Annotated in this window: 26 protein-coding genes and 1 pseudogene; 22 read left to right on the forward strand and 5 right to left on the reverse strand. The window is 32.7% G+C overall.

The genetic code is table 11. From position 1 onward, the window contains the following. The first annotated feature begins 129 nt into the window (after positions 1 to 129). From H527_RS21685 to H527_RS0108125, 11 genes are all read left to right on the forward strand, one after another. Positions 130 to 372, forward strand: a complete 243-nt coding sequence (locus H527_RS21685; RefSeq protein ID WP_051316693.1) for a hypothetical protein — start codon at positions 130 to 132, stop codon at positions 370 to 372. A 152-nt stretch (positions 373 to 524) separates the two neighbouring features. Next, complete coding sequence (locus H527_RS0108080) at positions 525 to 1,004, forward strand: hypothetical protein (protein ID WP_027412233.1); 480 nt, start codon at positions 525 to 527, stop codon at positions 1,002 to 1,004. Between the two features lie 49 nt (positions 1,005 to 1,053). Continuing rightward, positions 1,054 to 1,611, forward strand: a complete 558-nt coding sequence (gene ruvC / locus H527_RS0108085; RefSeq protein ID WP_027412234.1) for a crossover junction endodeoxyribonuclease RuvC — start codon at positions 1,054 to 1,056, stop codon at positions 1,609 to 1,611. A 24-nt stretch (positions 1,612 to 1,635) separates the two neighbouring features. Beyond that, entirely contained in the window at positions 1,636 to 2,772 is a 1,137-nt protein-coding gene (gene hemW / locus H527_RS0108090) for a radical SAM family heme chaperone HemW (RefSeq protein ID WP_027412235.1), read from the forward strand. Positions 2,773 to 2,873: 101 nt separating this feature from the next. After that, positions 2,874 to 3,620 (forward strand): cyclase family protein, encoded by a 747-nt coding sequence (locus H527_RS0108095; protein WP_027412236.1) that lies wholly within the window; start codon positions 2,874 to 2,876, stop codon positions 3,618 to 3,620. A gap of 2 nt (positions 3,621 to 3,622) precedes the next feature. Further along, on the forward strand, positions 3,623 to 3,979 hold the full coding sequence (locus tag H527_RS0108100) for a DUF4260 domain-containing protein (RefSeq protein ID WP_027412237.1): 357 nt from the start codon (positions 3,623 to 3,625) through the stop codon (positions 3,977 to 3,979). 1 nt (position 3,980) lies between these two features. Further along, the gene (locus H527_RS0108105) at positions 3,981 to 4,595 is read left to right on the forward strand and encodes a DUF4230 domain-containing protein (RefSeq protein WP_035087654.1); all 615 of its coding nucleotides are present in this window, start codon (positions 3,981 to 3,983) and stop codon (positions 4,593 to 4,595) included. A 6-nt stretch (positions 4,596 to 4,601) separates the two neighbouring features. Then, positions 4,602 to 5,018 carry a GNAT family N-acetyltransferase gene (locus H527_RS0108110; protein WP_027412239.1) on the forward strand — a complete coding sequence of 139 codons (417 nt, stop codon included), beginning with the start codon at positions 4,602 to 4,604 and terminating at the stop codon, positions 5,016 to 5,018. An 89-nt stretch (positions 5,019 to 5,107) separates the two neighbouring features. Next, the gene (locus H527_RS0108115; protein WP_027412240.1) at positions 5,108 to 5,464 is read left to right on the forward strand and encodes an MmcQ/YjbR family DNA-binding protein; all 357 of its coding nucleotides are present in this window, start codon (positions 5,108 to 5,110) and stop codon (positions 5,462 to 5,464) included. 117 nt (positions 5,465 to 5,581) lie between these two features. Next, the gene (locus H527_RS0108120) at positions 5,582 to 7,351 is read left to right on the forward strand and encodes a MutS-related protein (protein ID WP_027412241.1); all 1,770 of its coding nucleotides are present in this window, start codon (positions 5,582 to 5,584) and stop codon (positions 7,349 to 7,351) included. A gap of 1,400 nt (positions 7,352 to 8,751) precedes the next feature. Further along, on the forward strand, positions 8,752 to 9,234 hold the full coding sequence (locus H527_RS0108125) for a DinB family protein (protein WP_027412242.1): 483 nt from the start codon (positions 8,752 to 8,754) through the stop codon (positions 9,232 to 9,234). Between the two features lie 85 nt (positions 9,235 to 9,319). Here H527_RS0108125 and H527_RS0108130 read toward each other — a convergent pair whose 3' ends face one another. Then, a complete protein-coding gene (locus tag H527_RS0108130) occupies positions 9,320 to 10,567 on the reverse strand; it encodes a hypothetical protein (RefSeq protein ID WP_027412243.1) in 1,248 nt (415 codons plus the stop codon). A 137-nt stretch (positions 10,568 to 10,704) separates the two neighbouring features. Then, positions 10,705 to 11,259, reverse strand: a complete 555-nt coding sequence (locus H527_RS0108135; RefSeq protein ID WP_027412244.1) for a hypothetical protein — start codon at positions 11,257 to 11,259, stop codon at positions 10,705 to 10,707. Between the two features lie 270 nt (positions 11,260 to 11,529). Here H527_RS0108135 and H527_RS23895 point away from each other — a divergent pair, with 270 nt between their 5' ends. The 4 genes from H527_RS23895 to H527_RS0108150 all read left to right on the forward strand — a co-directional run bounded on the left by H527_RS23895 (position 11,530) and on the right by H527_RS0108150 (position 14,183). Continuing rightward, the gene (locus tag H527_RS23895; RefSeq protein WP_155837833.1) at positions 11,530 to 11,670 is read left to right on the forward strand and encodes a hypothetical protein; all 141 of its coding nucleotides are present in this window, start codon (positions 11,530 to 11,532) and stop codon (positions 11,668 to 11,670) included. Positions 11,671 to 11,740: 70 nt separating this feature from the next. Beyond that, complete coding sequence (locus H527_RS0108140) at positions 11,741 to 12,418, forward strand: LA_2272 family surface repeat-containing protein (RefSeq protein WP_027412245.1); 678 nt, start codon at positions 11,741 to 11,743, stop codon at positions 12,416 to 12,418. A gap of 20 nt (positions 12,419 to 12,438) precedes the next feature. Continuing rightward, positions 12,439 to 12,852, forward strand: a complete 414-nt coding sequence (locus H527_RS0108145) for a DUF3995 domain-containing protein (RefSeq protein ID WP_027412246.1) — start codon at positions 12,439 to 12,441, stop codon at positions 12,850 to 12,852. A gap of 119 nt (positions 12,853 to 12,971) precedes the next feature. Then, positions 12,972 to 14,183, forward strand: coding sequence for a phytanoyl-CoA dioxygenase family protein (locus tag H527_RS0108150; protein WP_027412247.1), 1,212 nt, complete (start codon positions 12,972 to 12,974; stop codon positions 14,181 to 14,183). 208 nt (positions 14,184 to 14,391) lie between these two features. On the opposite strand, the gene H527_RS0108155 is transcribed toward H527_RS0108150, so the two are convergent. Then, positions 14,392 to 15,252 (reverse strand): AraC family transcriptional regulator, encoded by an 861-nt coding sequence (locus tag H527_RS0108155; protein ID WP_027412248.1) that lies wholly within the window; start codon positions 15,250 to 15,252, stop codon positions 14,392 to 14,394. A gap of 183 nt (positions 15,253 to 15,435) precedes the next feature. On the opposite strand from H527_RS0108155, the gene H527_RS0108160 reads away from it, so the two are divergent. The 7 genes from H527_RS0108160 to H527_RS0108190 all read left to right on the forward strand — a co-directional run bounded on the left by H527_RS0108160 (position 15,436) and on the right by H527_RS0108190 (position 24,865). Next, a complete protein-coding gene (locus H527_RS0108160) occupies positions 15,436 to 16,365 on the forward strand; it encodes a dihydrodipicolinate synthase family protein (protein WP_027412249.1) in 930 nt (309 codons plus the stop codon). Positions 16,366 to 16,536: 171 nt separating this feature from the next. After that, complete coding sequence (locus tag H527_RS0108165; protein ID WP_027412250.1) at positions 16,537 to 18,120, forward strand: aldehyde dehydrogenase (NADP(+)); 1,584 nt, start codon at positions 16,537 to 16,539, stop codon at positions 18,118 to 18,120. 89 nt (positions 18,121 to 18,209) lie between these two features. Then, positions 18,210 to 19,958 (forward strand): DUF885 domain-containing protein, encoded by a 1,749-nt coding sequence (locus H527_RS0108170; RefSeq protein ID WP_027412251.1) that lies wholly within the window; start codon positions 18,210 to 18,212, stop codon positions 19,956 to 19,958. After that, positions 19,939 to 20,949, forward strand: coding sequence for a 4-hydroxyproline epimerase (locus tag H527_RS0108175; protein WP_027412252.1), 1,011 nt, complete (start codon positions 19,939 to 19,941; stop codon positions 20,947 to 20,949). The genes H527_RS0108170 and H527_RS0108175 overlap by 20 nt, the downstream gene beginning before the upstream one ends. A 127-nt stretch (positions 20,950 to 21,076) precedes the next feature. Further along, a complete protein-coding gene (locus H527_RS0108180; protein WP_027412253.1) occupies positions 21,077 to 22,324 on the forward strand; it encodes an NAD(P)/FAD-dependent oxidoreductase in 1,248 nt (415 codons plus the stop codon). Between the two features lies 1 nt (position 22,325). Beyond that, positions 22,326 to 23,618 carry an aminopeptidase P family protein gene (locus H527_RS0108185; RefSeq protein WP_027412254.1) on the forward strand — a complete coding sequence of 431 codons (1,293 nt, stop codon included), beginning with the start codon at positions 22,326 to 22,328 and terminating at the stop codon, positions 23,616 to 23,618. A 23-nt stretch (positions 23,619 to 23,641) separates the two neighbouring features. Beyond that, complete coding sequence (locus H527_RS0108190) at positions 23,642 to 24,865, forward strand: M24 family metallopeptidase (protein WP_027412255.1); 1,224 nt, start codon at positions 23,642 to 23,644, stop codon at positions 24,863 to 24,865. Positions 24,866 to 24,972: 107 nt separating this feature from the next. Here H527_RS0108190 and H527_RS21690 read toward each other — a convergent pair. Then, positions 24,973 to 25,971: pseudogene (locus H527_RS21690) on the reverse strand (DUF4407 domain-containing protein); the annotation flags it as partial. Positions 25,972 to 25,994: 23 nt separating this feature from the next. Beyond that, the coding region (locus tag H527_RS0108200) for an integrase core domain-containing protein (protein ID WP_027412256.1) at positions 25,995 to 26,316 on the reverse strand (322 nt) is incomplete at its 5' end.

A 26,316-nucleotide genomic window follows, 5' to 3' on the forward strand; every position in this document is an offset into this window, starting at 1 on the left:
TAAAATCATACCTCTATTCTAAAACAGAAGTAACACAAGTTATGCATCTACAAAACAATCTATAATTTAATTATTTTGCAGATGCATAATCTATTGCTTTTATTTATATCAGTTAATCTATTATCAAGAATGAATATTATTATTAAACAGATTAAACTCATAGAAAGAATTGATAAACTTGTAAGGTTACAAGCTACCGGAACTCCTGATCAATTTGCTACCAAGCTAGGCATCTCAAAAACTAAACTATATCGTATTATAAAAACTATGAAAGGATTAAATGCTCCTCTAAAATACAATCCCTCTAAACAAAGTTTTGTGTATAATAAACCCGTAAGCTTTAATTGTGGTTTTATGAATAATCAACAATAAATAAAACAAAAGTATTTATTTATGGCATAGCATATTTACAGCATATACTCCCCACTATATAAACCTCCTAAAAAATTAGCAAGTACCAATTGTTATACTTCGTTCTCTTAAAAATTTTATGTAGTTTGCTATCCGAAAAAGTTATACGGATAATGAATGTAAGAAATTGGTATATAGGCTTCTTGGTTTTTACGTTATTCTCATGCGATAATTTTGTACTTAAAAAAGAGAATAAAAAAGATATTATAAAAGAAAGCCTCCAAAAACTGAATTGGAACGAGGTAGAACAACCTCCTTTATTTGATCTTTGCAAAGAAAAGTCTACAGAAGATCTAGAATCTTGCTTTCAACACACCATTACCCAGCATATTTACAACTATCTTACAGAGCATCCTATCACAGTAAAAGAAACCATTAAAGATACTATTTGGGTACCATTGCTTATCACCAAAGATGGTAAAATCATACTCGAAGATTTTAATTTACCCTCTAATATTCAAAAACAAATACCCACCTTAAAAGATAAATTAAAAAAAAGCATCAATTCTCTACCAAACGTTAAACCAGCACACACCCGAAGCACACCCGTTACCACACTATACAAACTTCCTTTGGTTATACATGTCGAATAGATTATTACTTATTCTTAATTGCGTAGTTTTGTAAAAATCCTGCATACCATTGGAAAACGAAAAAATCATATTGGGTATTGACCCAGGAACAACCATTATGGGGTTTGGGCTAATCAAAGTTCAAAAGAAAAAAATGTATTTCTTGCAATTAAACGAGTTGCAATTAAGTAAATATGATGACCATTACTTAAAACTAAAACTCATTTTTGAGCGAACCATAGAGCTTATCGATACCTACCACCCAGATGAAATAGCTATAGAAGCACCCTTTTTTGGTAAAAACGTACAATCTATGCTAAAACTTGGTCGGGCACAAGGAGTAGCAATGGCAGCAGGACTAAGTCGGGAGATACCTATAACCGAATACTCGCCAAAAAAAATAAAAATGGCAATTACAGGTAACGGTAATGCCAGTAAAGAGCAGGTTGCAAAAATGTTACAAAGCCTTTTACAGCTCAAAACATTACCAAAAAATCTGGATTCTACCGATGGCCTTGCAGCTGCCGTATGTCATTTTTATAATATGGGTCGTGCAGATATTGTAGGTAAAAGTTATACTGGTTGGAGTGCCTTTGTAAAACAAAATGAAAAGAGAGTAAAAAAATAACTATAATCCCTAAACCTTAACAACATCAGCGGTATCTATATACATATTCCTTTTTGTAAGCAAGCTTGTCACTATTGCGATTTTCATTTTTCTACCTCTATGCAGAAAAAAGAGCAAATGGTAGTTGCAATTTGTAACGAAATCATACTTCGACAACCAGAGATCCATACAGGCGACTCTGTACAAACCATATACTTTGGTGGCGGCACACCATCTGTATTATCTATACAAGAGCTACAACATATTATCGATGTTATTTATACACATTATACCGTTGCAAAAGAGGTAGAAATTACTATCGAGGCCAACCCCGATGACCTTACTAAACAAAAAATAGAACAACTAGCCAAAAGTAACATCAACCGATTAAGCATAGGCATACAATCTTTTTTTGAAGAAGATCTTAAAATAATGAACCGCGCTCATAATGCTAAAGAAGCAAAAGAAAGCCTGGCATTGGCAACGCAATACTTTGATAACATATCCATAGATTTAATTTACGGGATCCCAAATATGTCTATCGATGCCTGGAAACAAAACATACAAACAGCTTTGGATTTTGGAGTACCGCATATATCCTGTTACGCACTTACAGTCGAACCAAATACCGCATTACCAAAATTAATTGAAAAAGGAGAAATAGCACCAGTAAATGATGATCTGGCACAAAAACATTTCGAAATCCTGGTAGAGATTTTAGAAAACAATGGTTTTGAACATTACGAACTCTCTAACTTTGGAAAACCAGGGTTCTTTAGTAAAAACAATACTGCGTACTGGCAAGGAAAAAACTATTTGGGTATCGGCCCATCAGCGCATTCCTATAACGGAATCCAAAGAAGTTGGAATATAAATAATAACACAAAATATATAAAAGCACTACAACAAAACAAATTGCCCAGTGAAATAGAAACCTTAACTATCACCGATAGATATAACGAATATATTATGACCGGACTACGAACTCAGTGGGGAGTATCTTTGCTAAAAGTAGAAAAAGAATTTGGTAAAAAACACACAGATTATCTCCTCCAGCAAGCCCAAAAACACATAGAACAACATCTATTATATATAGATAATAATACCCTGTTGGTAACCAAAAAAGGAAAGTTTTTAAGCGATGGTATAGCAAGTGATCTTTTCTTACTAAATTTAGAGTAGTTTATAAATAATTAGGGCGTTCGAGCGGGCTATCCGTTATATCTTTCCTGTTTTTTACAAAACAAAAAAGGATATCACTTCTATCCCTAACGCAAAACACTATGATTACAACCATAACACATAACCACACATCCTATACCGTAGATCTTTCTAAACCATTAGACATATCTATTCTTTTAAGAGCATCCAAAAACAATGTAAACGCATGGTATATTGGCGCACCCAATATCGAACCAGTTACCGATGGCAAATGGATAGGAAAAGTATCCAAAGGCGCTTCGACCAATTTTAATAATATATATTTTAATCCCCACGGACATGGTACCCATACCGAATGTGTAGGACACATTACCCCAGAGTTTTATAGTATTAATGATGCACTAACACAGTTTTTTTTTATTGCCGAAGTCATTTCAGTAGTTCCGCAAAAACAAGGAGAAGACACCATCATTACCAAACAACATATTGCATCAGCAATAACCTCTGCCTCTCCTGAAGCATTAGTAATAAGAACACTACCCAATACCAAAGAAAAAAACAACACCCAATACTCGCATACCAATTGGGCATATCTTACAGAAGAAGCGGCTATTTATATCAGAACATTAGGTATCAAACACCTGCTTATCGATCTGCCATCGGTAGATAAAGAAAAAGATGAAGGAAAACTAGTAGCACATAAAGCCTTCTGGAACTACCCGCAAGCAACCCGCCATCAAGCAACCATTACAGAAATGATTTATGTTAAAAATACCATCACAGATGGCATGTACCTGCTTAATTTACAAATTGCCTCGTTCGAAAATGATGCTTCGCCCAGCAAACCCATTTTATATAAAACACTATAATAATGAAAACAACACTACAATTAGAAGAAATTGCAATGTTGGCATTAGGAATATATCTATACAACACATTACCCTATCCCTGGTGGCTATTTTTAGCCTTATTTCTTGCCCCAGATATCGGCATGCTTGGGTATCTTATTAATATTAAAATCGGAGCCTTACTATATAACATATTTCATCATAAAGGACTTGCAATTGGTATCTATGGTATCGGAATTTATAGTACAAATCCCATCCTACAACTAGCAGGAATCCTACTTTTTTCGCACGCTGCATTCGATAGAATTCTCGGATATGACTTGAAATACGAAAAAGGTTTTAAATTTACACACTTAGGTGATCTAGGAAAAAAGAATTAGAATGGAGTTATTATTTATTGGTCTTATCGCAGGTAGTATCCTCGCTTACTTTATTTTTGCAAGATTTAGTGCTGCAAAAAACAAATCCTCTGTAAAAACACAATCTGTGGTTCTTATGGAAAAAATAAAAAAAGTGAGTAAACTGGTTACTGTAGAAGGAGATTTTGCAGAAATCTATCATTATGAAAGCGTAAAAGACAAGTTTTTTAAGCAACTAATCGGAAGAAAAAAAGCACTTATCCTAATAGATGCCAAAGCACATGTAGGGTTTGATCTTTCTAAAATTACAATACAAAGTGATATAAAAAACAAAAAGATTATCATTAGTCAATTTCCACAACCAACACTTCTTACTATAGAAACCGATTTTAAGTTTTATGACATGAAAGAAGGTTGGCTAAATCCTTTTACCTCTAGCGACCTTACAGAAATCAATCTAGAAGCCAAACAATTTATTAGAGATAAAGTTCCGCAAAGCGGATTAATGGAATCTGCAAAAAGAGAAGCTCTAGACGCTATCTCTCTTATGGAAACTCTTGCAGAATCTATAGGGTGGCAATTAGACTATTCTGCTTTATATTTGAATAATAATACGGATATTAAAAAGTTAGAATAAATACCTATGACAATAGATATTTCTACAAATACACAAAAATTGGATATGGACTTTATTCATCATTTTTTAACCCGTTCTTATTGGGCAAAAAAAAGAACAAAACAAAAAGTAAGTACTACTACCAGAAACCCCTTGTGTTTTGGTGTGTATTTGGATAATAAGCAAATTGGCTTTGCTAGAGTATTAACAGATTATACCGTATTTGGATATTTGATGGATCTATTTATTATAGAAGAACAACAAGGAAACGGATATTCTAAATTGTTAATGAAAGCCATTATGGAACATCCCGATTTACAAAATATTAGCAGATGGATGTTAGCAACTAGCGGCGCTCATAAACTATATACACAATTTGGTTTTACAGCCCTACCTGATCCTACCAAGATTATGGCAAAACTTATAACTAAATCAATAACCTAGGAGCAAACTCACGAGGTATGCTTCCGAAAATATATGTTGTTTTCGAGGCAAGCCTCCAGAGAATTAAACTCCACTATGTGGATTAAAAAATGGATATAGAAACGTTTAGAGAATATTGCCTATCCAAAAAAGGAGTTACAGAAGGTTTTCCTTTTGATAAAAGCACTCTTGTTTTTAAAGTAATGGGTAAAATGTTTGCTTTAACAGGGCTCGAAAAAACCCCTTTTAGTGTAAACCTAAAATGCGATCCAGATCGCGCTCTCGAACTTAGAGAACAGCATCCCGAAGTTGCTCCAGGATATCATATGAATAAAAAACATTGGAATACCGTTAACTTTTCTGGAAGTTTATCGACTAATCTTAAACAAGAATTGATAGACCACTCTTACGACTTAATTGTAAATGGTCTAACTAAAAAATTAAAACAAGAATTAGAGAACCTTTAAAATTAAAAAACAGAAATGACATAACCTTTTTTAAGGCAAATTTGCAGACAAAAACCTTCTGTAAGCAGACAATCGTTTTATCTACATAAAAATTTCTATTTTTTTTCGACAACATATATGAACAATCCACAAGAATTTTATAAAACCCAAATTTCGCTACATAGCCAATCTTTAAAACAAATAAAAAAACAACTTACCATTTCTAGTACGATACGGCTATCTGTTTTTTTTGCTATAATCGCAGGAGTATATTATGGATATCCTAATACTCAAATCATTATTGGTAGCATTGTTATTGGAATTATCGGTTTTATTTATTTAGTAACCCGGCATTCTAACCTTACGTATATTAAAAACAAACTAGAAAAACTTTTAAACATCAACCAATTAGAATTAGATGTTTTTAAAGGAGACATAAGCAAGCTAGCCTCTGGTAGTGAGTATACCGATCCAACCCATTTTTATAGTCACGATATCGATCTGTTTGGGGAGCATTCTTTTTTTCAATACACCAACCGTACAACAACACTAGCAGGAAAAAACAAACTAGCAGAAATACTGGCTGCAAACACTATCGATGTTATAGAAAAAAAACAAGAAGCTATAAAAAACATGTCGATACTACCCGAGTGGAGGCAAGAGTTTAGTGCCATCGCATCTTTGGCAGAAGTAAGCACTTCTATCTCGGTAATTCAAAAATGGTTACAGAACTACACTCTGGTTATACCAAAAATTATGCGCATATTACCCGCTATAGTCTCTACCGTTTCAGTACTACTACTAGTATTACTTTTTATCGAGATTATTACTTTTAATATGTTCATCATTTGGTTTTTTGTTGGACTTGGTATTACAGGAACACAACTTAAAAAAATCAACACCATATACCGTAACTCTAACCAAGCAAAAGATACTTTTGAGCAGTATTATAAACTCGTAGATAAAATAGAAAACACCAAATTTGAAGCTGCTTTATTACAAGAAAAACAACAGCTGGTTATTGACCAAAAAGAAAAAGCTTCGCAAACCCTTAAGCAATTTGCAGACATACTTAATGCTTTGGACCAACGTAATAATATGTTGTTTGGAGTTCTTGCCAACGGGTTATTCCTTTGGGATCTCTTACAAAGTTACCGTATAGAAAAATGGATTGCCAAAAATCACGATAAAGTAGCACAATGGTTTGAAGTAATTGCCTTTTTTGATGCCTATAACTCTTTAGGTAATTTTGCTTTTAACAACCCAAAGTATATATATCCAACCATAACCGAAAAAACTACCGTACTTAATGCAAAACAATTAGGACACCCTATGCTTAATCCTGCCAAAAGAGTAGATAATGATATGGTTATCGATAAAGAACAGTTTTTAATCATTACAGGAGCTAATATGGCAGGCAAAAGTACTTTTTTACGTACTGTAGCCTTACAAATTGTACTATCTAATATAGGATTACCAATCTGCGCAACCACATGTGAGTATCGCCCTATTAAATTAATAAGCAGTATGCGAACCTCAGATTCATTAAGCGATGATGCTTCGTATTTCTTTTCAGAATTAACACAACTTAAAAAAATTGTTACCGCTCTGGAAACCGATGAATATTTTATCATTTTGGACGAAATCCTAAAAGGTACCAACAGTAAAGATAAGGCTGCTGGATCCCGCAAGTTTGTAGAAAAACTAGTTAAGGCCAAGGCAACAGGTATTATTGCAACACACGACTTAAGCCTTTGCGAAATAGCGACAGAGCTACCGCAAGTAAAAAACCGCTTTTTTGATGCACAAATCATAGACGACGAACTCTATTTTGATTATAAATTTAAAGATGGTATTTGCCAGAACATGAATGCCTCGTTTTTATTAAAAAAGATGGGGATTGTATAGTTTATACTATCCTGTATACTCCAAAAGGGTTAGTAAGCAAAAGAAAAATACCTTGATATTACTGATCCCCGCGCATCTATACTCATCCCCGCACTAGATTTATACACCCCCGTACTATCTTTGTCTATCCCCGCGCATATATACTCATCCCCGTACTATATTTACCCACCCCCGCACTACCTTTGTCTATCCCCGCGCATATATACTCATCCCCGCACTATATTTTATGCTCATGATAGCGGGGAGCACTACTTTTAGTCTGTGGATAAACATATATTATACAAGGAATATAAAATTATACATAGGGAGTATAATATCTATAAGGAAACTAAAAAAGGCACTCTCGATCTTTGATGATTTTATAACTTTCCAGATACAATACTATTCATTAATATAAAACGTAAAAACATCTATTGTTTGCTCTTAAAAAAGAATATCATTTTTCTTGTATTATCAATTTTAGAGGAAAAGAATAGCTACAACTTTGCCACTCATATATCAGAAATACCAAAAAATAAAATGAGAAACATATCCTTAAACATCTCAAAAAACTAAATTGGTTTATAACCAATAACTTCGGAGAATTAAACTCCACAATGTAGGCTAAAAACAAAATTCTATATCTAATTTATGCTATAAGAATACATAAATACTACTACATCTGTATTGGTTGAAAATAAAATTTAAGAAAATTCCCCTGCGAAAAAGGGGTTTAATCCCCTGATTAACAGAGCTATTTTTGTTTTACATTTGGTTTATCAAAATTTAATACACATAAAAACTCATTTTAATGGCTATTAAAAACTAATTCAGAGTTGATGCCATTGTATATGGATAAGGAAGAATTTTTTAAAAGACGGAACCTGTAGCAGCACAATTAACCCGATTACTAATCTTATAGAACAACTTTTTTGAGATATAGATAATAACATATTACTGGTAGGTAATGAGGCATTACAAGTATCTATATTATACTATGAGCTAATAAAAAAGGAATCACTAGTACAAAATCTATCTACGACGATTTAAAACAACAATTTTTAAAAAAATAAGTGAAAAAAGATAAGGGAATCTTTTTTTTTAAACCCAAAAGACTCAAAAAAAGGATCTTTTGGGTTTCTTTTTTGAGTATATTTCACTCAACTTTTGAATATTTTTTACTCTATGTTATATCTGTAACAATAAATATAAAACCAGATTATATCCTGTAAAGTCTTTTTTTGATACAAAATCACTAACAGACTTATTACAAAAGCTTTACTAACTCGAGTTTGATTTATCTGAAAATGCTAATTTTCTATACAAAATTCTTAATAGAATTTTACTCAAACTGACGCATTTCAGATAAATCGAACTCAGGTTACTACCACAATATTTTTCGACATATAAAAAAGTAACATATGAAACGAACAGAACAAATAGCAAATCGATTTAGAGAAGTAATTCTAAATGGCGTATGGATTGCTAATACTAATTATAAAGATCAATTGACTAGCATAACCTGGCATCAGGCAACAACCAAAATAGAGTCTTTAAACACCATTGCTGCTCTTACTTTTCATATCAACTATTATATAGCTGGTATTCTGAATGTGTTTGAAGGAGGCGCACTAGAAATTAGAGATAAATATAGCTTTGATCTGCCCCCTATTACATCACAAAAAGATTGGGAAGAGTTGATAAATACTATGTGGAATAATGCCCAAAAATTTGCGAATAGTATTGAAGATATGCCCGACGAAGATTTAGATAAAATATTTGTAGACAAAAAATACGGGACATACCAAAGAAATATTGAGGCAATGATAGAACACAGTTACTATCATTTAGGACAAATTACTTTAATTAAAAAGATGATATTACAATCTAAAAATAAAGAGTAGATAGAATCCTTTAAGCTCAATTTTTATCTGTTCTTAAATGAAATTACCGTAAATTAAATTGAGGTATTTTAAATTCAGTCAAAAATCAACTATTCAACTTTGCTGTTGCATAAGTAATTACATTACGAAATAAGCTTGCAAGTTCTTCAGGGCACGCATCGTTTTTGCTGTAATTTTTAACAAAATCATCTAACAATAAAAAATCAGGAGTTGTAGTAGTATTGGCTAAATTTAAGATTGGATCAGGTTGCGTATACTCTTTATCTTTTTTCGACAAAAACACTCCATTTAAATTTTGATAATCTGCATCTATCCATGAGTATAATTCATTATTAAACTGAGAGCAAAATCTATACCTACCAAAATCCATTATTCGCATAGATAATGGATTAGTTTCTACTTGACCTGCAATTTGTACATTAACCCCATCTACAATAACAGTATCTCCTTCATTTATTTTAAGTGAATTCATCACAAGATTCTTTACTGTATTTTTTAGTTCTATGTTTTTTCCGTCTCTATCTGCAATCAATTCTTCTCCATTATTAAAAATATTAAATCGAACAGCTCCACAATTACTCGCTGTTAGTCCGTATTTGCGCAACAATAATTCTACCTCTAATAAAGCAGATGCTACTTCTTTTCCTTGATAAAAACGTTCCCACTGAAAACGAGGCCTAGTAGTAGTTCTTCTTAGCAATAAAACAGCTCTTTCTGGCGCATTTCCATCCAGCCAAAGTGCATCAAAACCAAGATCGATAACTGCATAGGATGGCAAAGGACGAATATCTGTATTTGCATGATTCATAGACATATAAACCAAGTGCTCCATCATAACTTCATGTACCGCCTCAGACAAAGTCATTAACCCATTTGAATTTGGTAGTATTGGTTCTTCATAAGGAGGAACACCTGTACCTTTAACATCGAATAAAAAAGGGGAACTTTCTTCTTTTTCTTCTGGTTGACCCAAAATTGCTGCTCTACCATATCGTGGTGGTCGCCATGCAGAGGACTTAGCGTTTGTGGTATGTATGGTCGTATTAGTAATTTTAGATTTTGCTTGGCTAACAGATATAAAAGCAGTGTTTTTTAAAAGCCAATTATCTATCGCCTCTTCTGGGTTTTTGGTGTTTTTGGTTATTCTATTCCATTGATTTGGAAAATCTGATTTAATAACAGCATAGTTTGCAAATAATACTTTAGCATTAGCTACCCCTAGCATTATTTCATGATCAAGTTTTTGTTTACTGACAAGGTAATCCGATAAACTCGTTACAGGAGTATCCTTAACAAAAGGAAGTCTTAAATCTTTTTTAAACATATAATCCATGATCTGAAATTTTCTAAATAGAACAAAAGATAGTCTTAAAAATCTTTGAAAAACATAGTAGTACATAGAGTTTACAATGTAGACTCTATGTACTACTGCGAAAATTTATATTATTGATTAAAATTTGTAATTAGGATTTATGCTTTTGCAGAAATAATCGCGCTTTTACACTTATCTTCTTTACATCCAGTTAATGCCTCTATAGTAACAGGACTCTTACACTTATCCTCTTTGCATCCAGTTAATGCTTCTATAGTAACAGGACTCTTACACTTATCCTCTTTGCATCCAGTAAGTGCCTCTATAGTAACAGGACTCTTACATTTATCCTCTTTACATCCAGTAAGTGCTTCTATAGTAACAGGACTCTTACATTTATCCTCTTTACATCCAGTTAATGCTACCGCATTAGGTCCTCCTATACGCCAACTTGTAAATTTAACATCTGGTGTTAAATCAGATCGTTTAACTACCTGCATTTCTAATGTTCTATCGTGATGATCATTAGTCTCTAATAAAATTTCATCTTCGTTAATTGTAAAATGGTCATGTAAAAGGGTAAGTCCAAACCTATTAATATTTCCATGTTTTTCTAAAACAGCCTGAAGTTCCTTTAAAAAATTCTCATCACCAGAATGAAGGGGCATTGCCTCATCAAAAGTTGGAACTATTTGTTGTGTGATTGTTCTCATAATTATGTATAATTATTATCTCTTACTCTATTAAAAACAGGCTTTTCAGATTCCGCCTTTATAAACAAAATAAAAATAGTTGCAACTCAATTCGATAGTATACTTTTGATTACATCATACAATGTCTGAAAAATATTTATAAAAAAATATTTCACGATATTTCTTCTCTAAAAAACCAATACACATATTACAGGATAACCATAATTTTGTATATCAATTAGTTACACTTTTGGTTAAAAAAAGAAAATAATATCTAACAAATCAGTAGTAATGTCTAAACCGTTTTATGCAGTAGAACTAATCAATAACTTTAAAGAAAGCTTACAAGACATGTTTCTGAAGGTATATTCTGTTTTCAACACAAACCTTAGAAAATTAGCAATTAAAACAGATACTGTTTTAAAACATTAATAGTACATTTATACCACCTAAATATATCTATAGATTGATATTATACAGCAAGTAATACTATACATATCGAATGAAAAACACCCTTTTTGTTATAATATTTCTTTTTGTTGTTAGCTCTCAAAGTCAGGAGTACAATCAAAATAACAAGTATTTGTTTTGGACTTTTCATACCAAAAACACTACAGTAAATGGAATTTCTATAGGTGCATTTCCCTCAAATCAATTCGTAAAAACTAATGGAATTCGATTAGAAATACCTGGTTTTGGGTTTTTAGCTCCTTTAGGAAATGGAAGTCCAATATCTAATGTTATTAGTGTTGATGAAAAATTTGATCGAAAAAAGTATCATTTTAATGAAATTGTTAATGGTATAAATGTTTCTACAGGAACCATTGGCAGTGTTAATTTTAACGGAATAACGATTGCAGCTATAGCGCAATTTGGAGAACTAAGCAACGGAGTAGCAATCGCAGGGGTTTGGAATGCAATGGATAAATCCAATGGAGCGCAACTTTCCCTGTTTTTTAATGAAGCAATATATTTAAGTGGCATCCAAATAGCCTTAAGTAATTCGGCAATACTCATGAACGGGCTTCAAATAGGTGCCGTAAATTATGGACAAACAGTACGGGGTATTCAAATCGGGATATTTAACAAAAGTAAAAATACCAGAGGTATTCAACTCGGACTTTGGAATAGTAATGAAAAACGAAAAACACCAATCCTTAACTGGAATTTTAAAACCTAAAATAATTTATAAATAAATATATGATACTATCTATATTATTAAGTATTATCCTTTTCATCTTGGCTGGTATACATTTTAATTGGGTTATTGGCGGAAAATTTGGTTTTGATGCCTCCTTACCAACAAAAGAAGATGGCACAAAAATACTAAACCCTAAAAAAACCGACAGTGCTATAGTTGCGATAGGACTAACTCTTTTTGGTTCTTTTTATGTTTTACAATCTGGTCTTGTTAGTTATGAGTTATCTAATTGGATATACAATATATTAAAATGGATTATTCCGTTTATATTTATCTTAAGAGCCATAGGGGATTTTAAATATATAGGGTTTTTTAAAAAAATTACACAAACCAAATTTGGTAAATTAGATGCCCGATTATTTTCTCCATTATGTTTGGTTATAGGCGTGATTAGTATACTACTCGCATATTAAAACAAATCAACAACCTCACGATAAAATCACAAAATATGCTTCTGGAAATATATTTTATTTTTGAGGCTAGTCTTAGGGTTTCTAACCCTAGATGAGAGATTAAAAAATAAGACACTAGTATGACAGATTGTTATGAAAACCTGGATAGTTATTGGACTAAGACAAAATTAAGTACTACACAAAATATAAAAATACACTGTACTGCTATCATAATAACAGTACTTAAACTTATTCTTAAACCAATTAGAATTTTATTTAATAAAAGTTTTGATTTACTAGCAAATACAAATGATTATTTAGGCGATTTTGAAGCTTTAGGAAGTAAACGAAAAGAGGAATTTGGAGAAAACTATCTTACAGAATCAGAAATACAACAATTTTTAAAAAGTGGAATTCATGGCCCTTTTAGAGTATTAGCAACAGATGACGCAGAGGATTTGGCTAATGACAGTGATACTCTTTTTCATGATAATTTTCATAAAACTACCGCTTTTGGAGATGATATTTTAAACTCTTTAAAAGTATCTGGTAATTATTCTATTAATTATTTGGGTTTTTTTCAAGGATCCAAATATCGAAAGATTTGGGATGTTTTGGTACATCCAAAAATAGCACAGCCTTTACAAAGTATTTTGGGAGATGATTTATTATGTTGGAGATCTCAATTTTTCGAAAAAAAACCAAAACAAGAAGGAACATTTTGGCATCAAACTGGCACTTTTAGAGAATCTGATACAAAACCAAAATTAGAACCAACCACTCCTACACACCCTGCAATAGTACAATTATCCGTTTGGATTGCACTTAGAGATACGAATAAAGAAACAGGATGTTTACGAATGATCGAAGGATCTTTTAAAGATGGACGTTTAGAAAGAATTGTTACCAATATCCAAAATGATCTTTTGGGATATTTAATGTCAATATCCTATTCAGAAATTATTAAATCTTTAAAAACTATATGGTATACTACTGGTAATTTCAAAAAAGCACAATTAGTATTCGAAAAGATAAAAAAAGAAGTTCCTTCTCTTTTTGATCATGTTACCGTTAGAGATCTCGAAATGAAAGCAGGAGAAGCTATTATCTTTACCTCTTTAAATACCCATGCCTCTTATGCAAATACTTCAAAAAACAAAGTGCGTTTAGCTCTGGCAGGAAGATATACCCGATCAGACGTTCATATATTTAAACATGAAGCCATTTCAAAATTACCTACAAAAAAAGGCAACTTACCATACAGTGTAACCAAAGAACCATCTATTCCTGTTTGTGGTAATCCAAAACATCCAAAAACTAATAATAATATAGCAGAATATCCTGCAAAATAAATAACCTTAAGTAGGATAATAAAGTACACTCTAAAAAAATATTTATTTTCTCGAGACAAGCTTTGGATAATCACCCCTATTTAGGAGTTAATACGATTTACGAATAAATCAATAACCTCAGAGCAAGCTTACGAGGTATGTTTCCGAAAATATATTTTGTTTTCGAGGTAAGCCTCGGAGAATTAAACTCCACAATGTGGATTAAAGATTAAATAAGATGAGATTGTTGTATTTTTTTTCTGTACTTAGACGGGGTTATACCTTTAATAGATTTAAACTTTCTATTAAAATTAGAAAGGTTTTTAAAACCACTTTCAAAAGATGCTTCAGTAATAGAAATATCTGGCTTTTTAGAAAGAATCCTACAAGCATTCTCTATTCGCACCTCTGTTAAAAACTGAAAAAAAGTCTTATTAGTTCGTTGCTTAAAATATCTACAAAAAGCGTTAGAAGTCATACTTGCAATATCTGAAACCTCATCTAGAGTCATATCTCTATAAAAATTATTCATTACAAATTGAAAAACATTTGCCATTCGTTTTCCTTCATTGTCCGTATACTTTTTTCTAGTAATAGAAGTCGATATTGTTTGTATATCTGCTTTGCTAAAAAGTTTTAAAATCTGTAAAAAAATCATAAAACGATCTAATCGAAATTTCTTTTTTTGAATTGCTAAAAATTGTTCTTTTAATTCTTCTTTTTTAGACACTGCTCTTATGCCATAAGATAAACTACTAAAAAAATTAGATATGTCATTAAACTCCGAAAGTTCAAAAAAGCCAGAACCAAAAGATTTTTCTGTAAAAAAAATAGAAATCATATAAGAATCTATAGTTGCAGCAATACTTTTTAGAACATGAGGTACTTGACTACCAAAGACCAAAACATCACCTGCTTTATAGTTTGTAATAGTATCTCCAACAATCAAACTACCTTCTCCACTAACTATAAGAGACATTTGAATCTCTTCATGCTGATGAAGAGTGTCATAAAACATCAAACCTTTATCCTCTTGAACGATAAGTGTATCTGTAGATGTTTTAGGTATTTTAAAGGGTAAAACTTTCATCTATACACATTTTGTTTTTAATAGTCAGATCTTTACTCATCTATTTATCACACCAAAACTAACTAATATTATTCATTTTACTATTAAAATACCTTAATCTAGGGTAATATAGTATCACTTTTGGATAATTTCACAGTATCCCTTTCATGGGTTTACTAATATCTTTGACAAAAAAACTCGATTATGGTAATAGATTGGAAAGGCGTAATGCCTGCAGTAACTACAAAATTTACAAAAGACGACACTTTAGACTTAAAAATGTTTGAAGTTAACATCCATGCGCAATTAGAAGCAGGTGTTCATGGTATTATCCTTGGGGGTACCTTAGGAGAAGCCAGTACATTAAGTGATGATGAAAAAAGAATTTTAGTAAAAACCACAGTAGACATCGTTAAAAACAAAGTTCCTGTTATTATTAACATTGCCGAACAAACTACAAAAGGAGCTATAGAAGCGGTAAAGAAAGCAAAAGAAGATGGTGCCAGCGGATTAATGGTGCTTCCTCCTATGCGATATAATGCCGGAGATCATGAAACCATAGTATACTTTAAAGAAATTGCTCAAAGCACAGATCTACCGATAATGGTATATAATAATCCTGTAGATTATAAAATTGAAGTTACCTTAGATATGTTTGAGGAGCTATTAAAACTAGATAATATACAAGCTGTAAAAGAATCTACCAGAGATATCTCTAACGTTACCCGAATTAAAAATAGATTTGGTGATCGATTAAAAATCTTTACCGGCGTAGACACCTTAGCTCTAGAAAGCCTAATAATGGGCGCAGATGGATGGGTTGCAGGGTTAGTAGATGCTTTTCCTGCAGAAACTGTAGCTATCTATGAACTTCAAAAAGCAGGAAGAATTAAAGAAGCTATAGCAATTTATCGCTGGTTTTTACCATTACTAGAATTAGACATAAATGCTAAATTAGTACAAAACATAAAACTGGCAGAAGTAGCAACTGGTATTGGTTCAGAAAATGTACGCGCCCCAAGATTATCTCTTGTTGGCGAAGAGCGTAAAAGAGTCCTTGAAATTATTGAAAAAGGCATAAAAACAAGACCTGTTTTACCTAATTACAAAGAACTTAATGTAGTAACATATTAAATGTTAAACCCTATATATACTATATAACATTTAGTAATTTTACAAGTATTCATTTTATAATCACCAACCTTATAGCAAACTCATGATCATACTTCTGAACATATATTTTATTTTCTAAAGAAGCTTCAGAGAAGTAAAAACCCGCTGTGAGAGATTAAATCATTAAAAATTATGATAACAGGCAAAAATTACATAGGAAATCAACTCTTAGCTACTGGAAACAAAACATACAAAACTTTTAATCCAAAGCTGAATATTGAAAATGAGCATACTTTTTTTGAAGCTTCAGAAGAAGAGATTGAAAAAGCAGTATCCCTAGCTACTGAAGCCTTTGAAGTTTTCAAAAAAGTATCTGGAGCTAAGAAAGGAGAATTTTTAAATGCTATTGCTGATGAAATTTTGAATCTGGATGAAATTTTGATAGAAGCATATATGTCAGAAACTGGCTTACCAGAGGGAAGAGCAAAAGGAGAAAGAGGGAGAACTGTAGGGCAATTAAGAACTTTTGCTGATTTGGTAACAGAAGGCTCTTGGGTAGAAGCAACTATAGATACTTCGGATCTAGACAGAAATCCTATACCCAAACAAGATATTCGTAAAATGTTAGTTCCGTTAGGACCAGTAGTTGTATTTGGAGCAAGTAATTTTCCTCTGGCATATTCTACCGCAGGGGGAGATACTGCTGCTGCTTTTGCAGCTGGGTGTCCTGTGATTGTAAAATCACACCCTATGCATGCTACTACAGGAGAATTAGTAGCTTCTGCAATTAGTAAGGCTGCACAAAAAACTGGAATGCCAGAAGGAGTGTTTTCAAATCTTAATAGTGCTGGCATAGAAGTAGGTGTACAACTTGTTAAGCATCCAAAAGTAAAAGCTGTAGGGTTTACAGGTAGCATTAAAGGAGGAAGAGCTTTGTTTGACCTAGCTTCACAACGACCAGAACCAATACCTGTATTTGCAGAAATGGGAAGTGTAAACCCTGTTGTTATACTACCAAAAGCAACTACTTTAAGAGGAACAGAAATAGCTAAAACCTATGCACAATCTATCACTCTGGGAGCAGGACAATTTTGCACTAACCCAGGTCTTATCCTTGGTATTAAAGGAGAGTCTTTGGATGATTTTATAAAGGTATTATCTGATGAAATAGTAAAAATTGAACCTTCTTGTATGCTGCACCCAAATATTATTGGCAACTACGACAAAAACAAAACAAATGCATTGCAACAAAACGGTTTAGCGGTTACTGCAGAGTTCAATAACGATATTGCAACAAACCATGCACGGCAAACCCTAACTACTGTAGATGGAAAAACATTTCTGGAAAATAAAACCTTACACGAGGAAGTATTTGGACCTTTTTCTATGGTGGTACAATGCCAAGATGCCAAAGAACTTGAAACCATAATAAATAATCTGGAAGGACAACTTACAGGAACTATTATAGCAGAAAACGAAGAGATTGTAAAATACAATACTGTAATTGAAGCCCTACAAAATCGTGTAGGAAGAATTATCTTTAATGGTGTTCCTACCGGGGTAGAAGTATGTCCCGCTATGCTTCATGGCGGACCATATCCTGCTTCTACGGATAGTAGATTTACTGCAGTAGGTATTCATGCAATCAAACGATGGGTACGACCATTTAGTTATCAAAGCTGGCCTAACGACTTATTGCCAGACGAACTTAAAAATGAAAACCCATTAGGTATTTCGAGAGTAATAGACAGTCAACATACCTATAGAAAAATATAATTTTCTATCTTAATCCTCAAAATCATACTAGTTCTTGTTCTTTTATAATAAAATGATATAAGAACTAGTATGTATAATATGTATGTAATATGAGAGTTTTTAAAATTTTAGGGATACTGACTTTGTTTATTAGTTGTAACAATACCAAACAAGAAACAAAAAAAGTATCTGAAGAAGAAAAATTACATACTATTATAACTCAAACCGAAGAAAGAGAAGCGTATGATAAAAAAAAATACCCACTTGGACTCTTCACCAAAGAATATTTTAAAAAAGAAGCAGAGTTTGCAAAAGACAAAATAACAGAACTTAAAAATATAGATACAACTCTCCTTAAAGAAACAGATAGAATATCTTTGGAGTTATTAAAATTTACATTACAAGAAAACATTGATTTCTATGTTTTTGAAAGTTATTTAAACCCCTTACTATCCGATTCTGGATTTCATAACAATCTTAATTATATTGTTAAACCATTTACTAATTACATGCAAATTAAAGAGTACATGAACACTCTTAATGCAATACCAGAATTCGCCAAACAACATTATAAAAATTTGCGTGAAGGGCTTGAAAAAGGCATTTCGCAACCCAGAGTTATTTTTAACGGATATGAATCTACTTATAACGATCATATCGTTGAAAATGTGGAAGAAAGTTATTTCTATTCTCCTTTTAAAAATCTACCAGAATCCTTAAACAAAAATCAAAAAGATTCTATACTAAATGCGGCAAAAGAAGTTATAAAAAACAAAGTTGTTCCTGAATTTAAAAGGATAAAAACATTTTTTGAAACAGAATATTTACCTAAAACCATAACTACTCTTGGAATATCTCAAACCCCTAATGGTAAAACATACTATCAAAATAGAATAAACTATTATACTACAAGTACAAAATATACCGCAGAGGATATTCATACTATAGGGTTAAAAGAAGTTGCCCGAATACATGCGCAAATGCAACAAATCATAAAAGATTTAAACTTTAAAGGTAGTTTTTCAGACTTCTTTACATTTCTGCGTACTGATAAGCAATTCTATGCAGAAACCCCAGAAGAATTACTTAGAATTGCCAGAGACATGGCAAAAAGAGCAGATGAGCAGTTACCCCGTTTTTTTAAAACATTACCAAGAAAACCATATGGCGTAGCTCCTGTTCCAGATGCTATTGCTCCAAAATATACTAGTGGCAGATATATAGGCACAGAAGCCAATAGTACAGAGCCTGGTTACTATTGGGTGAACACTTATGATTTACCAAGCAGAACACTATACACATTACCTGCACTAACAGTACATGAAGCCGTACCAGGACACCATCTGCAAAGTAGTTTAAACAACGAACTAGGAGATAGCATCCCCCAGTTTAGAAAAGATCTGTACCTATCTGCTTATGGAGAAGGCTGGGGATTATATTCAGAATTTCTCGCAGAAGAAATGGGCATGTATACTACTCCTTATGAGCATTTTGGAAAATTAACCTATGAAATGTGGCGAGCCTGTAGATTAGTTATAGATACGGGGATTCATGCTAAAGGTTGGACCAGAGAACAGGTTATCGAATTTATGGCATCGAATACCGCATTATCCATGCATGAAATACATACAGAAACAGACCGGTATATTTCTTGGCCTGGTCAAGCTTTATCTTATAAAATTGGAGAATTGAAAATAAGAGAACTTCGTAAAAAAGCAGAAAAAGAACTAAGAGACACATTTGATATCAGAGAATTTCATGAAATAATCTTAGAACAAGGAACCGTAACACTTTCTATTTTAGAAAATAGAATTAACAGATATATTGAAAAGACAAAAAATGGCAAGAAATCTCTATAAATGTATTGATGCACATACCTGCGGAAACCCAGTAAGGGTAGTTACCACAGGAAAACCAAATCTAATAGGTAAAACGATGAGCGAAAAACGGCAACATTTTCTTGCCGAATATGATTGGATTAGAAAAGGATTAATGTTTGAACCCAGAGGACACGATATGATGAGTGGTAGTTTTATTTTTGAACCCCACCATCCCGATAATGATTTTGCTATATTATTTATCGAAACCTCAGGATGTTTACCTATGTGCGGCCATGGTACTATAGGAACTATAACCATTGCTATCGAAGAAGGATTAATTACTCCAAAAGTTCCAGGTAAAATTAGAATGGAAGCCCCAGCTGGTCTGGTAGAGATAGAATACCAGCAAACTAATAAAAAGGTAGATTGGGTAAGGCTTAAAAATGTAAAATCCTACCTAGCCGCAGAAGGATTGACCATAGAATGTCCAGAACTAGGAGAGCTTACCTTTGATGTTGCCTACGGCGGTAATTTTTATGCTATTGTAGATCCGCAAAAAAACTTTAGTGGAGTACACAACTTTACTGCTAGTAAATTAATACAGTACTCTCAGACACTAAGAGAGTGTATTAACAAAAAATATCCAAATGCTTTTATACATCCAGAAAACCATACCATTAAAGATGTAACACATATGTTATGGACAGGAGATCCTATCCATCCTTCTTCTTCTGGTAGAAATGCCGTTTTTTATGGAGATAAAGCTATTGATCGCTCTCCTTGCGGCACAGGAACTTCTGCTAGAATTGCGCAACTACATGCCAAGGGGAAACTAAAAAAAGGAGAAGAGTTTATTCATGAAAGTTATATAGGTAGTACCTTTATAGGTAGAATTGAAGAAGAAACAGAATTAGTTGGTACAAAAGCCATAATACCTAGTATACAAGGATGGGCAAAGGTGTATGGGTATAATACTATTATCATAGACGAAGAGAATGATCCCTACGCACATGGTTTTCAGGTTATCTAAAATTTTCAACGAGCTCACATAAGCGCCTAAATTGGTTATTAACTTTTAAGGAAACAAATAAAGTAATAATAAAACTAAATTAAACGTAACAAAATATCACACTAAGCTTGTCGAAGTGTATACAATTATGAATAAAGAAATCATCATCATTGGCGGTGGAATCATAGGATTATGTTCTGCTTATTACTTACAAAAAGAAGGACATCAAGTAACCATTCTTGACCAATCCTCTATGGATGTTGGTGCCTCTTATATTAATGCGGGATATCTTTCTCCTAGTCATATTATTCCTCTTGCTGCTCCGGGTGTAATGAAAAAGGGGTTAAAATGGATGTTTAACTCTACAAGTCCTTTATTTATAAAACCACGTCTTAATCCAGAATTCCTAGAATGGACTTGGGCTTTTAACAAATCTTGCTCCGCAAAAAATGTACATCGGGGGATTACTGCTATCAAAGATATTGCAATATCGGGTAGAGATTTATATGCTGAAATTAAGACGGAAGAAAAATTTTCTTTTCAATTAGAAAAAAAAGGACTTCTAATGATTTGTCAAACCGACAAAATGTTAGAAGAGGAAATAAAAGTTGCCAATATTGCTGCTAACGAAGGTCTTGCTGTAAAAGAACTTTCGCTTCATGAATTGAAAAAGCTGGAACCTAACGCTAACATACAAGCTAAAGGAGCTGTACACTATTCCTGTGACTGGCATACTACTCCACAAACTTTTATGGAGGAAATGAAAAAACATCTAGTGGATTCTGGAGTAGTAATTCTCAAAAACGAAAAAGTAGAGGATATAGTTGTAACCAATAATAAAATTACTTCGGTACAAACAAAAAACAAAACATATACCGCAGATGAGTTTGTTTTGGCAGCTGGATCCTGGTCCAACCTACTAAGTAAAAAACTAGGGATTAAATTATTACTAGAGGCAGGAAAAGGATATCGCATTAATTCTGAAAGAGATTTTGGAATCACTATTCCTGCAATATTAGCCGAAGCTAAAGTAGCAATAACCCCTATGCAGGGATTTACTCGATTTGCAGGCACTATGGAAATTGCAGGAATTAATCATACTATTAATAAAGCAAGAGTAGAAGCCATTGCTAATGCTACCCAAAAATACTACCCTAAAGTACAACTTTCTACTACAGAAAAAAATACTGTAGAATGTGGATTAAGACCTGTTTCGCCAGATGGAATACCTTATATTGGTAGATCTAAAAAATGTAAAAATTTAACTATTGCCACAGGCCATGCAATGATGGGTTGGAGCATGGGACCCTCTACAGGAAAATTAGTTTCCGAAATCATTTCTAATAAAAAATTATCACTAGATTTAAACCCTTTTCATCCAGATAGAACTTTTTAATATGCGATACCAAACTATCCCCAATAGCTTATTCATAAAGAACAGAAAAAAATTTATTTCCAAAATAAAGGATAATACTATTGCTATTCTTACCTCCAATGATATCAAACATACTAATGCAGACGATGTAATGGGGTTTGCCCAAAACAACGATCTGTTTTATCTGTGTGGAATTGATCAGGAAGAAACAATAGTGGTACTGTATCCCGATGCTTATAAGACTGAAAATAGAGAGATTTTATTTATTAAAGAAACCAATGAGCATATTAAAATTTGGGATGGAGAAAAGCTTACCAAAGAACAAGCTTTCAAAATTTCTGGCATTCACAGAGTTGAATGGGTTCATGATTTTGAAAAAACACTTCAAAGTATGGCCTTTGAAGCAGATGGTTTTTATTTAGGACATAATGAACATATAAAACGAGTTACTCATAACCAACAAACACAACAAGACAGATGGATTAATTGGTGCAAAGAAAAATATCCTTTGCACCAATATTACAGAGCTGCAAAAATTACAAGAGCCTTACGCACTATTAAGTCTGATGAAGAGATTACATTAATACAAAAAGCTGTTGATATTAGCATTAAAGGTTTTCATAGGGTACTTAAAACGGTAAAACCAAATTGTAAAGAATATGAATTAGAAGCTGAGCTAACGTATATGCTCATCAAAAATGGTGGTACAAGACATGCTTTTAAACCTATTGTTGCTTCAGGGAAAAACGCCTGTGCTTTACATTATAATACGAATGACAGTATTTGTAAAGAAGGGGATATGATATTATTAGATTTTGGCGTTTGCTACGGAAATTATAATAGCGATACTACACGTTGTATTCCTGTAAATGGTAAGTTTTCTAAACGACAAAAAGAAGTGTATTCGTCTGTACTTTATTGTTTAAAAAAAGGGAGTCAGTTACTAAAACCAGGTATTCTTCCTGCTGATTATGAAAAACAGATGGTAACTTTAGTTGAAGAACAACTTATTATACTTGGGTTATTACAAGCTTCTGATATTGCTAATCAAGATCCCGAAAAACCTTTGTACAAAAAATATTTTATGCACGGTACTGCGCATCATCTTGGATTAGATGTGCATGATGTAGGTTTATATTCTCAAGTTTTAAAACCAGGGATGGTACTTACTTGCGAGCCTGGAATTTATATCCCAGAGGAAGAGATAGGTTGTCGACTAGAAAATGATTATCTAATTACCGAAACAGGAAATATAAATCTTACACAAGCAATGCCTATTGAAATTAACGAAATTGAAAAATTGATAAACGCATAACGATTTACTACAAACACTAATTTATGAACGCATTAGGGATAGGTGGTTCAACCATCGAAATAGAATTAAATGCTATACAACCAAAAGCACATCTTGTAAAACCTATTCAAGAAGAAGAATTTGAAATTAGAATACGCAAAGCCTGCAATATTATGAAACAACAGGACATCCCTGTAATATATCTTCATGCAGGAACCAATTTGTTTTATTTTACAGGAACTAAATGGAATCCTAGTGAGCGAATGGTAGGAGCATTACTGTTTTCTAATGGAGAGGTGCACTATATAGCTCCTCAATTTGAAAAAGGCACCATCTTGGATTTTATGGTAGTAAAGGGTCCTGTTCATTGTTGGGAAGAACATGAAAATCCTTACGGGTTGTATTTAGAAATTCTTAGGAGCAAAAATATAACCCAAGGAAAGATTGCAATGGATGAGGCTACTCCGTTTTTTGTAATCGACGGAATTTTAAAAGTAATCCCGGCAACCTATGAATTAATTAATGCAAAACCTGTTACTGCTGGTTGCAGAATGATAAAATCTTCTGCAGAAATTGCTATTATGCAAGCCGCTATGGATATAACTCTAGAGGTTCAAAAGGCTGCTGCTCGAATATTAAGAACAGGAATAAGTGCTAAAGAGATTATAGATTTTATTAACGAAGCTCATAAACGATACGGTATATCTTCTGGCTCATATTTTTGTATTGTATTATTTGGTGTAGATTCCTCTTTTCCACATGGAGTAAAAACACCAAAAAATCTGGAAGAAAATGAAATGGTTTTGATCGATACAGGTTGTGTTTTGCATAACTACATATCCGATATTACCAGGACCTATGTATATGGTGAAATTAATGAGGAACAACGTAAAATATGGAATCTCGAAAAAGAGACGCAACTCTCTGCATTTAAAGCTGCTCAATTAGGAAAACCCTGTGCTGTAATCGACAATGCATCCAGAAAAACCCTAGAAGCTAATGGTCTTGGACCAGATTACAAGATTCCTGGTTTACCTCATAGAACTGGACATGGCATTGGGTTGGATATACATGAGTGGCCTTACATAGCAAGACACGAAGATACAATCCTTGCTCCTGGAATGTGTTTTAGTAATGAGCCTATGATATGTGTGCCTGATAAGTTTGGTATACGATTAGAGGATCATATCTATATGACAGAAGAAGGTCCTAAATGGTTTACGCAACCCGCACACTCTATAGAGGATCCTTTCGGTATATCTTTATAATAATAGTGTTTGATATTACAGACACTATCTTATTAAAACTGTAATTAAAATATCGAGGGTTGCAACCCTCGATATTTTAATTACACACTTCGTGGCTTAGTGCCGTTTTATAAGATCCCTGTCTGTCGTTTATAAAAAGTATCTTGTTGCTTTTTCATCATTTCTCGAGCTATTTTTTTCTTATAAGCGTATAATTCTTCTTCTTCAGAAAGGTCCCCGTATACTTTATCGTTTATTACATGATCTGTTTCAAGCATTATTTTTCTTTGTGCTTCTTTTTGTTCTACCCAGGTTTTTACTTCGTTTTCTAAATCCGCAGATCTAAAATCATACTCTCCCTTTGGGGAAAATAGTTTTGCAAAAATTGGAGAAGTCTCTATTGCCAAAAATAATAAGAAAATAAAAAATGAAGGTAACCAAGGTAGTTTGTTTAAAGCAGTAACTCGTGCCATTAAACCATCAAAATTATCGATAATTGGCTGTGATATGCTTACTTGATCTTTATATTTTGCAGCTAATTCTGTTTTTTGAGTTTCTAAAGCAAATATTTTTTCTGAATTTTCTTTTTTCAACTCTGATAATTCTGCCAAAGCAGTATCATGTTTATCTCGTTTTTCTTTATATACAGGCCCTTTTCCTATAATTTCGGTACCTTTTCTTCCTTCTGCTTCTGTTATATAGGTTTCATAAAGGGTATTTACTTCTGTTTCCTTGGTAATAATTTCTTGTTTAAGAGTACTAATTTCAGAATCAAGTGTAGTAATTGCAGGAGTATATTGGGTTGCTATCTGTTCTTTATTTGCTAATGTATATGCATTTTTTTGCTCCAATAATACCCTATCAATTTCTTTTTCAAAAATCTTTAATTCTAATGGTTTAGAAATAACTATAGCAATAATTATTGCTAAAATAATCCTGGGAGAAACTTGTAGTAGTTCATCTATAAAATTATCTTTTTTCTTAATAGTAGAAACTATAAATCGATCTAAATTAAAAATCAACATCCCCCAAATCAATCCAAAGAAAGCTGCGGTAAAGTAGTTATCAAACACTGTATATAATGCATAACTGGCAGCAATAAAAGCCATGACAGCAGTATGGACTACCTACTAAATTTGGGACTATTTTCTCAAGCCACTTTTTTATTATTTTTCCAATATTGTATTTCTACTTCTAGAGGAGTTTTATATCCTAAAGAAGAATGTAATCTTTTTGTATTGTACCACTGGATATAGTTTTCTATCTTAGAGTATGCCTGAAGATAGTTTTTGAATTTATATCTATTAGTACATTCGTATTTGATGGTTTTAAACAACGATTCTGCTACTGCATTATCCCAACAATTTCCTTTTCTACTCATACTTTGTTTGATGGTACTATTTTTGTTAAAAATCAGCTTCATTTTACGTGAAGCATATTGCACACCTCTATCAGAGTGAAATATATGATTT

It is taken from the genome of Aquimarina muelleri DSM 19832 (assembly GCF_000430665.1).
In the GTDB taxonomy this organism is placed as follows: domain Bacteria; phylum Bacteroidota; class Bacteroidia; order Flavobacteriales; family Flavobacteriaceae; genus Aquimarina; species Aquimarina muelleri.

Excerpts from the sequence above, each read along its gene's own strand:
- H527_RS21685 (WP_051316693.1), top strand. The coding sequence starts at position 130 with ATGAATATTATTATTAAACAGATTAAACTCATAGAAAGAATTGATAAA.
- H527_RS0108080 (WP_027412233.1), top strand. The coding sequence starts at position 525 with ATGAATGTAAGAAATTGGTATATAGGCTTCTTGGTTTTTACGTTATTC.
- H527_RS0108095 (WP_027412236.1), top strand. The coding sequence starts at position 2,874 with ATGATTACAACCATAACACATAACCACACATCCTATACCGTAGATCTT.
- H527_RS0108100 (WP_027412237.1), top strand. The coding sequence starts at position 3,623 with ATGAAAACAACACTACAATTAGAAGAAATTGCAATGTTGGCATTAGGA.
- H527_RS0108105 (WP_035087654.1), top strand. The coding sequence starts at position 3,981 with ATGGAGTTATTATTTATTGGTCTTATCGCAGGTAGTATCCTCGCTTAC.
- H527_RS0108110 (WP_027412239.1), top strand. The coding sequence starts at position 4,602 with ATGACAATAGATATTTCTACAAATACACAAAAATTGGATATGGACTTT.
- H527_RS0108115 (WP_027412240.1), top strand. The coding sequence starts at position 5,108 with ATGGATATAGAAACGTTTAGAGAATATTGCCTATCCAAAAAAGGAGTT.
- H527_RS0108120 (WP_027412241.1), top strand. The coding sequence starts at position 5,582 with ATGAACAATCCACAAGAATTTTATAAAACCCAAATTTCGCTACATAGC.
- H527_RS0108125 (WP_027412242.1), top strand. The coding sequence starts at position 8,752 with ATGAAACGAACAGAACAAATAGCAAATCGATTTAGAGAAGTAATTCTA.
- H527_RS0108130 (WP_027412243.1), bottom strand. The coding sequence starts at position 10,567 with ATGGATTATATGTTTAAAAAAGATTTAAGACTTCCTTTTGTTAAGGAT.
- H527_RS0108135 (WP_027412244.1), bottom strand. The coding sequence starts at position 11,259 with ATGAGAACAATCACACAACAAATAGTTCCAACTTTTGATGAGGCAATG.
- H527_RS23895 (WP_155837833.1), top strand. The coding sequence starts at position 11,530 with ATGTCTAAACCGTTTTATGCAGTAGAACTAATCAATAACTTTAAAGAA.
- H527_RS0108140 (WP_027412245.1), top strand. The coding sequence starts at position 11,741 with ATGAAAAACACCCTTTTTGTTATAATATTTCTTTTTGTTGTTAGCTCT.
- H527_RS0108145 (WP_027412246.1), top strand. The coding sequence starts at position 12,439 with ATGATACTATCTATATTATTAAGTATTATCCTTTTCATCTTGGCTGGT.
- H527_RS0108150 (WP_027412247.1), top strand. The coding sequence starts at position 12,972 with ATGACAGATTGTTATGAAAACCTGGATAGTTATTGGACTAAGACAAAA.
- H527_RS0108155 (WP_027412248.1), bottom strand. The coding sequence starts at position 15,252 with ATGAAAGTTTTACCCTTTAAAATACCTAAAACATCTACAGATACACTT.
- H527_RS0108160 (WP_027412249.1), top strand. The coding sequence starts at position 15,436 with ATGGTAATAGATTGGAAAGGCGTAATGCCTGCAGTAACTACAAAATTT.
- H527_RS0108165 (WP_027412250.1), top strand. The coding sequence starts at position 16,537 with ATGATAACAGGCAAAAATTACATAGGAAATCAACTCTTAGCTACTGGA.
- H527_RS0108170 (WP_027412251.1), top strand. The coding sequence starts at position 18,210 with ATGAGAGTTTTTAAAATTTTAGGGATACTGACTTTGTTTATTAGTTGT.
- H527_RS0108175 (WP_027412252.1), top strand. The coding sequence starts at position 19,939 with ATGGCAAGAAATCTCTATAAATGTATTGATGCACATACCTGCGGAAAC.
- H527_RS0108180 (WP_027412253.1), top strand. The coding sequence starts at position 21,077 with ATGAATAAAGAAATCATCATCATTGGCGGTGGAATCATAGGATTATGT.
- H527_RS0108185 (WP_027412254.1), top strand. The coding sequence starts at position 22,326 with ATGCGATACCAAACTATCCCCAATAGCTTATTCATAAAGAACAGAAAA.
- H527_RS0108190 (WP_027412255.1), top strand. The coding sequence starts at position 23,642 with ATGAACGCATTAGGGATAGGTGGTTCAACCATCGAAATAGAATTAAAT.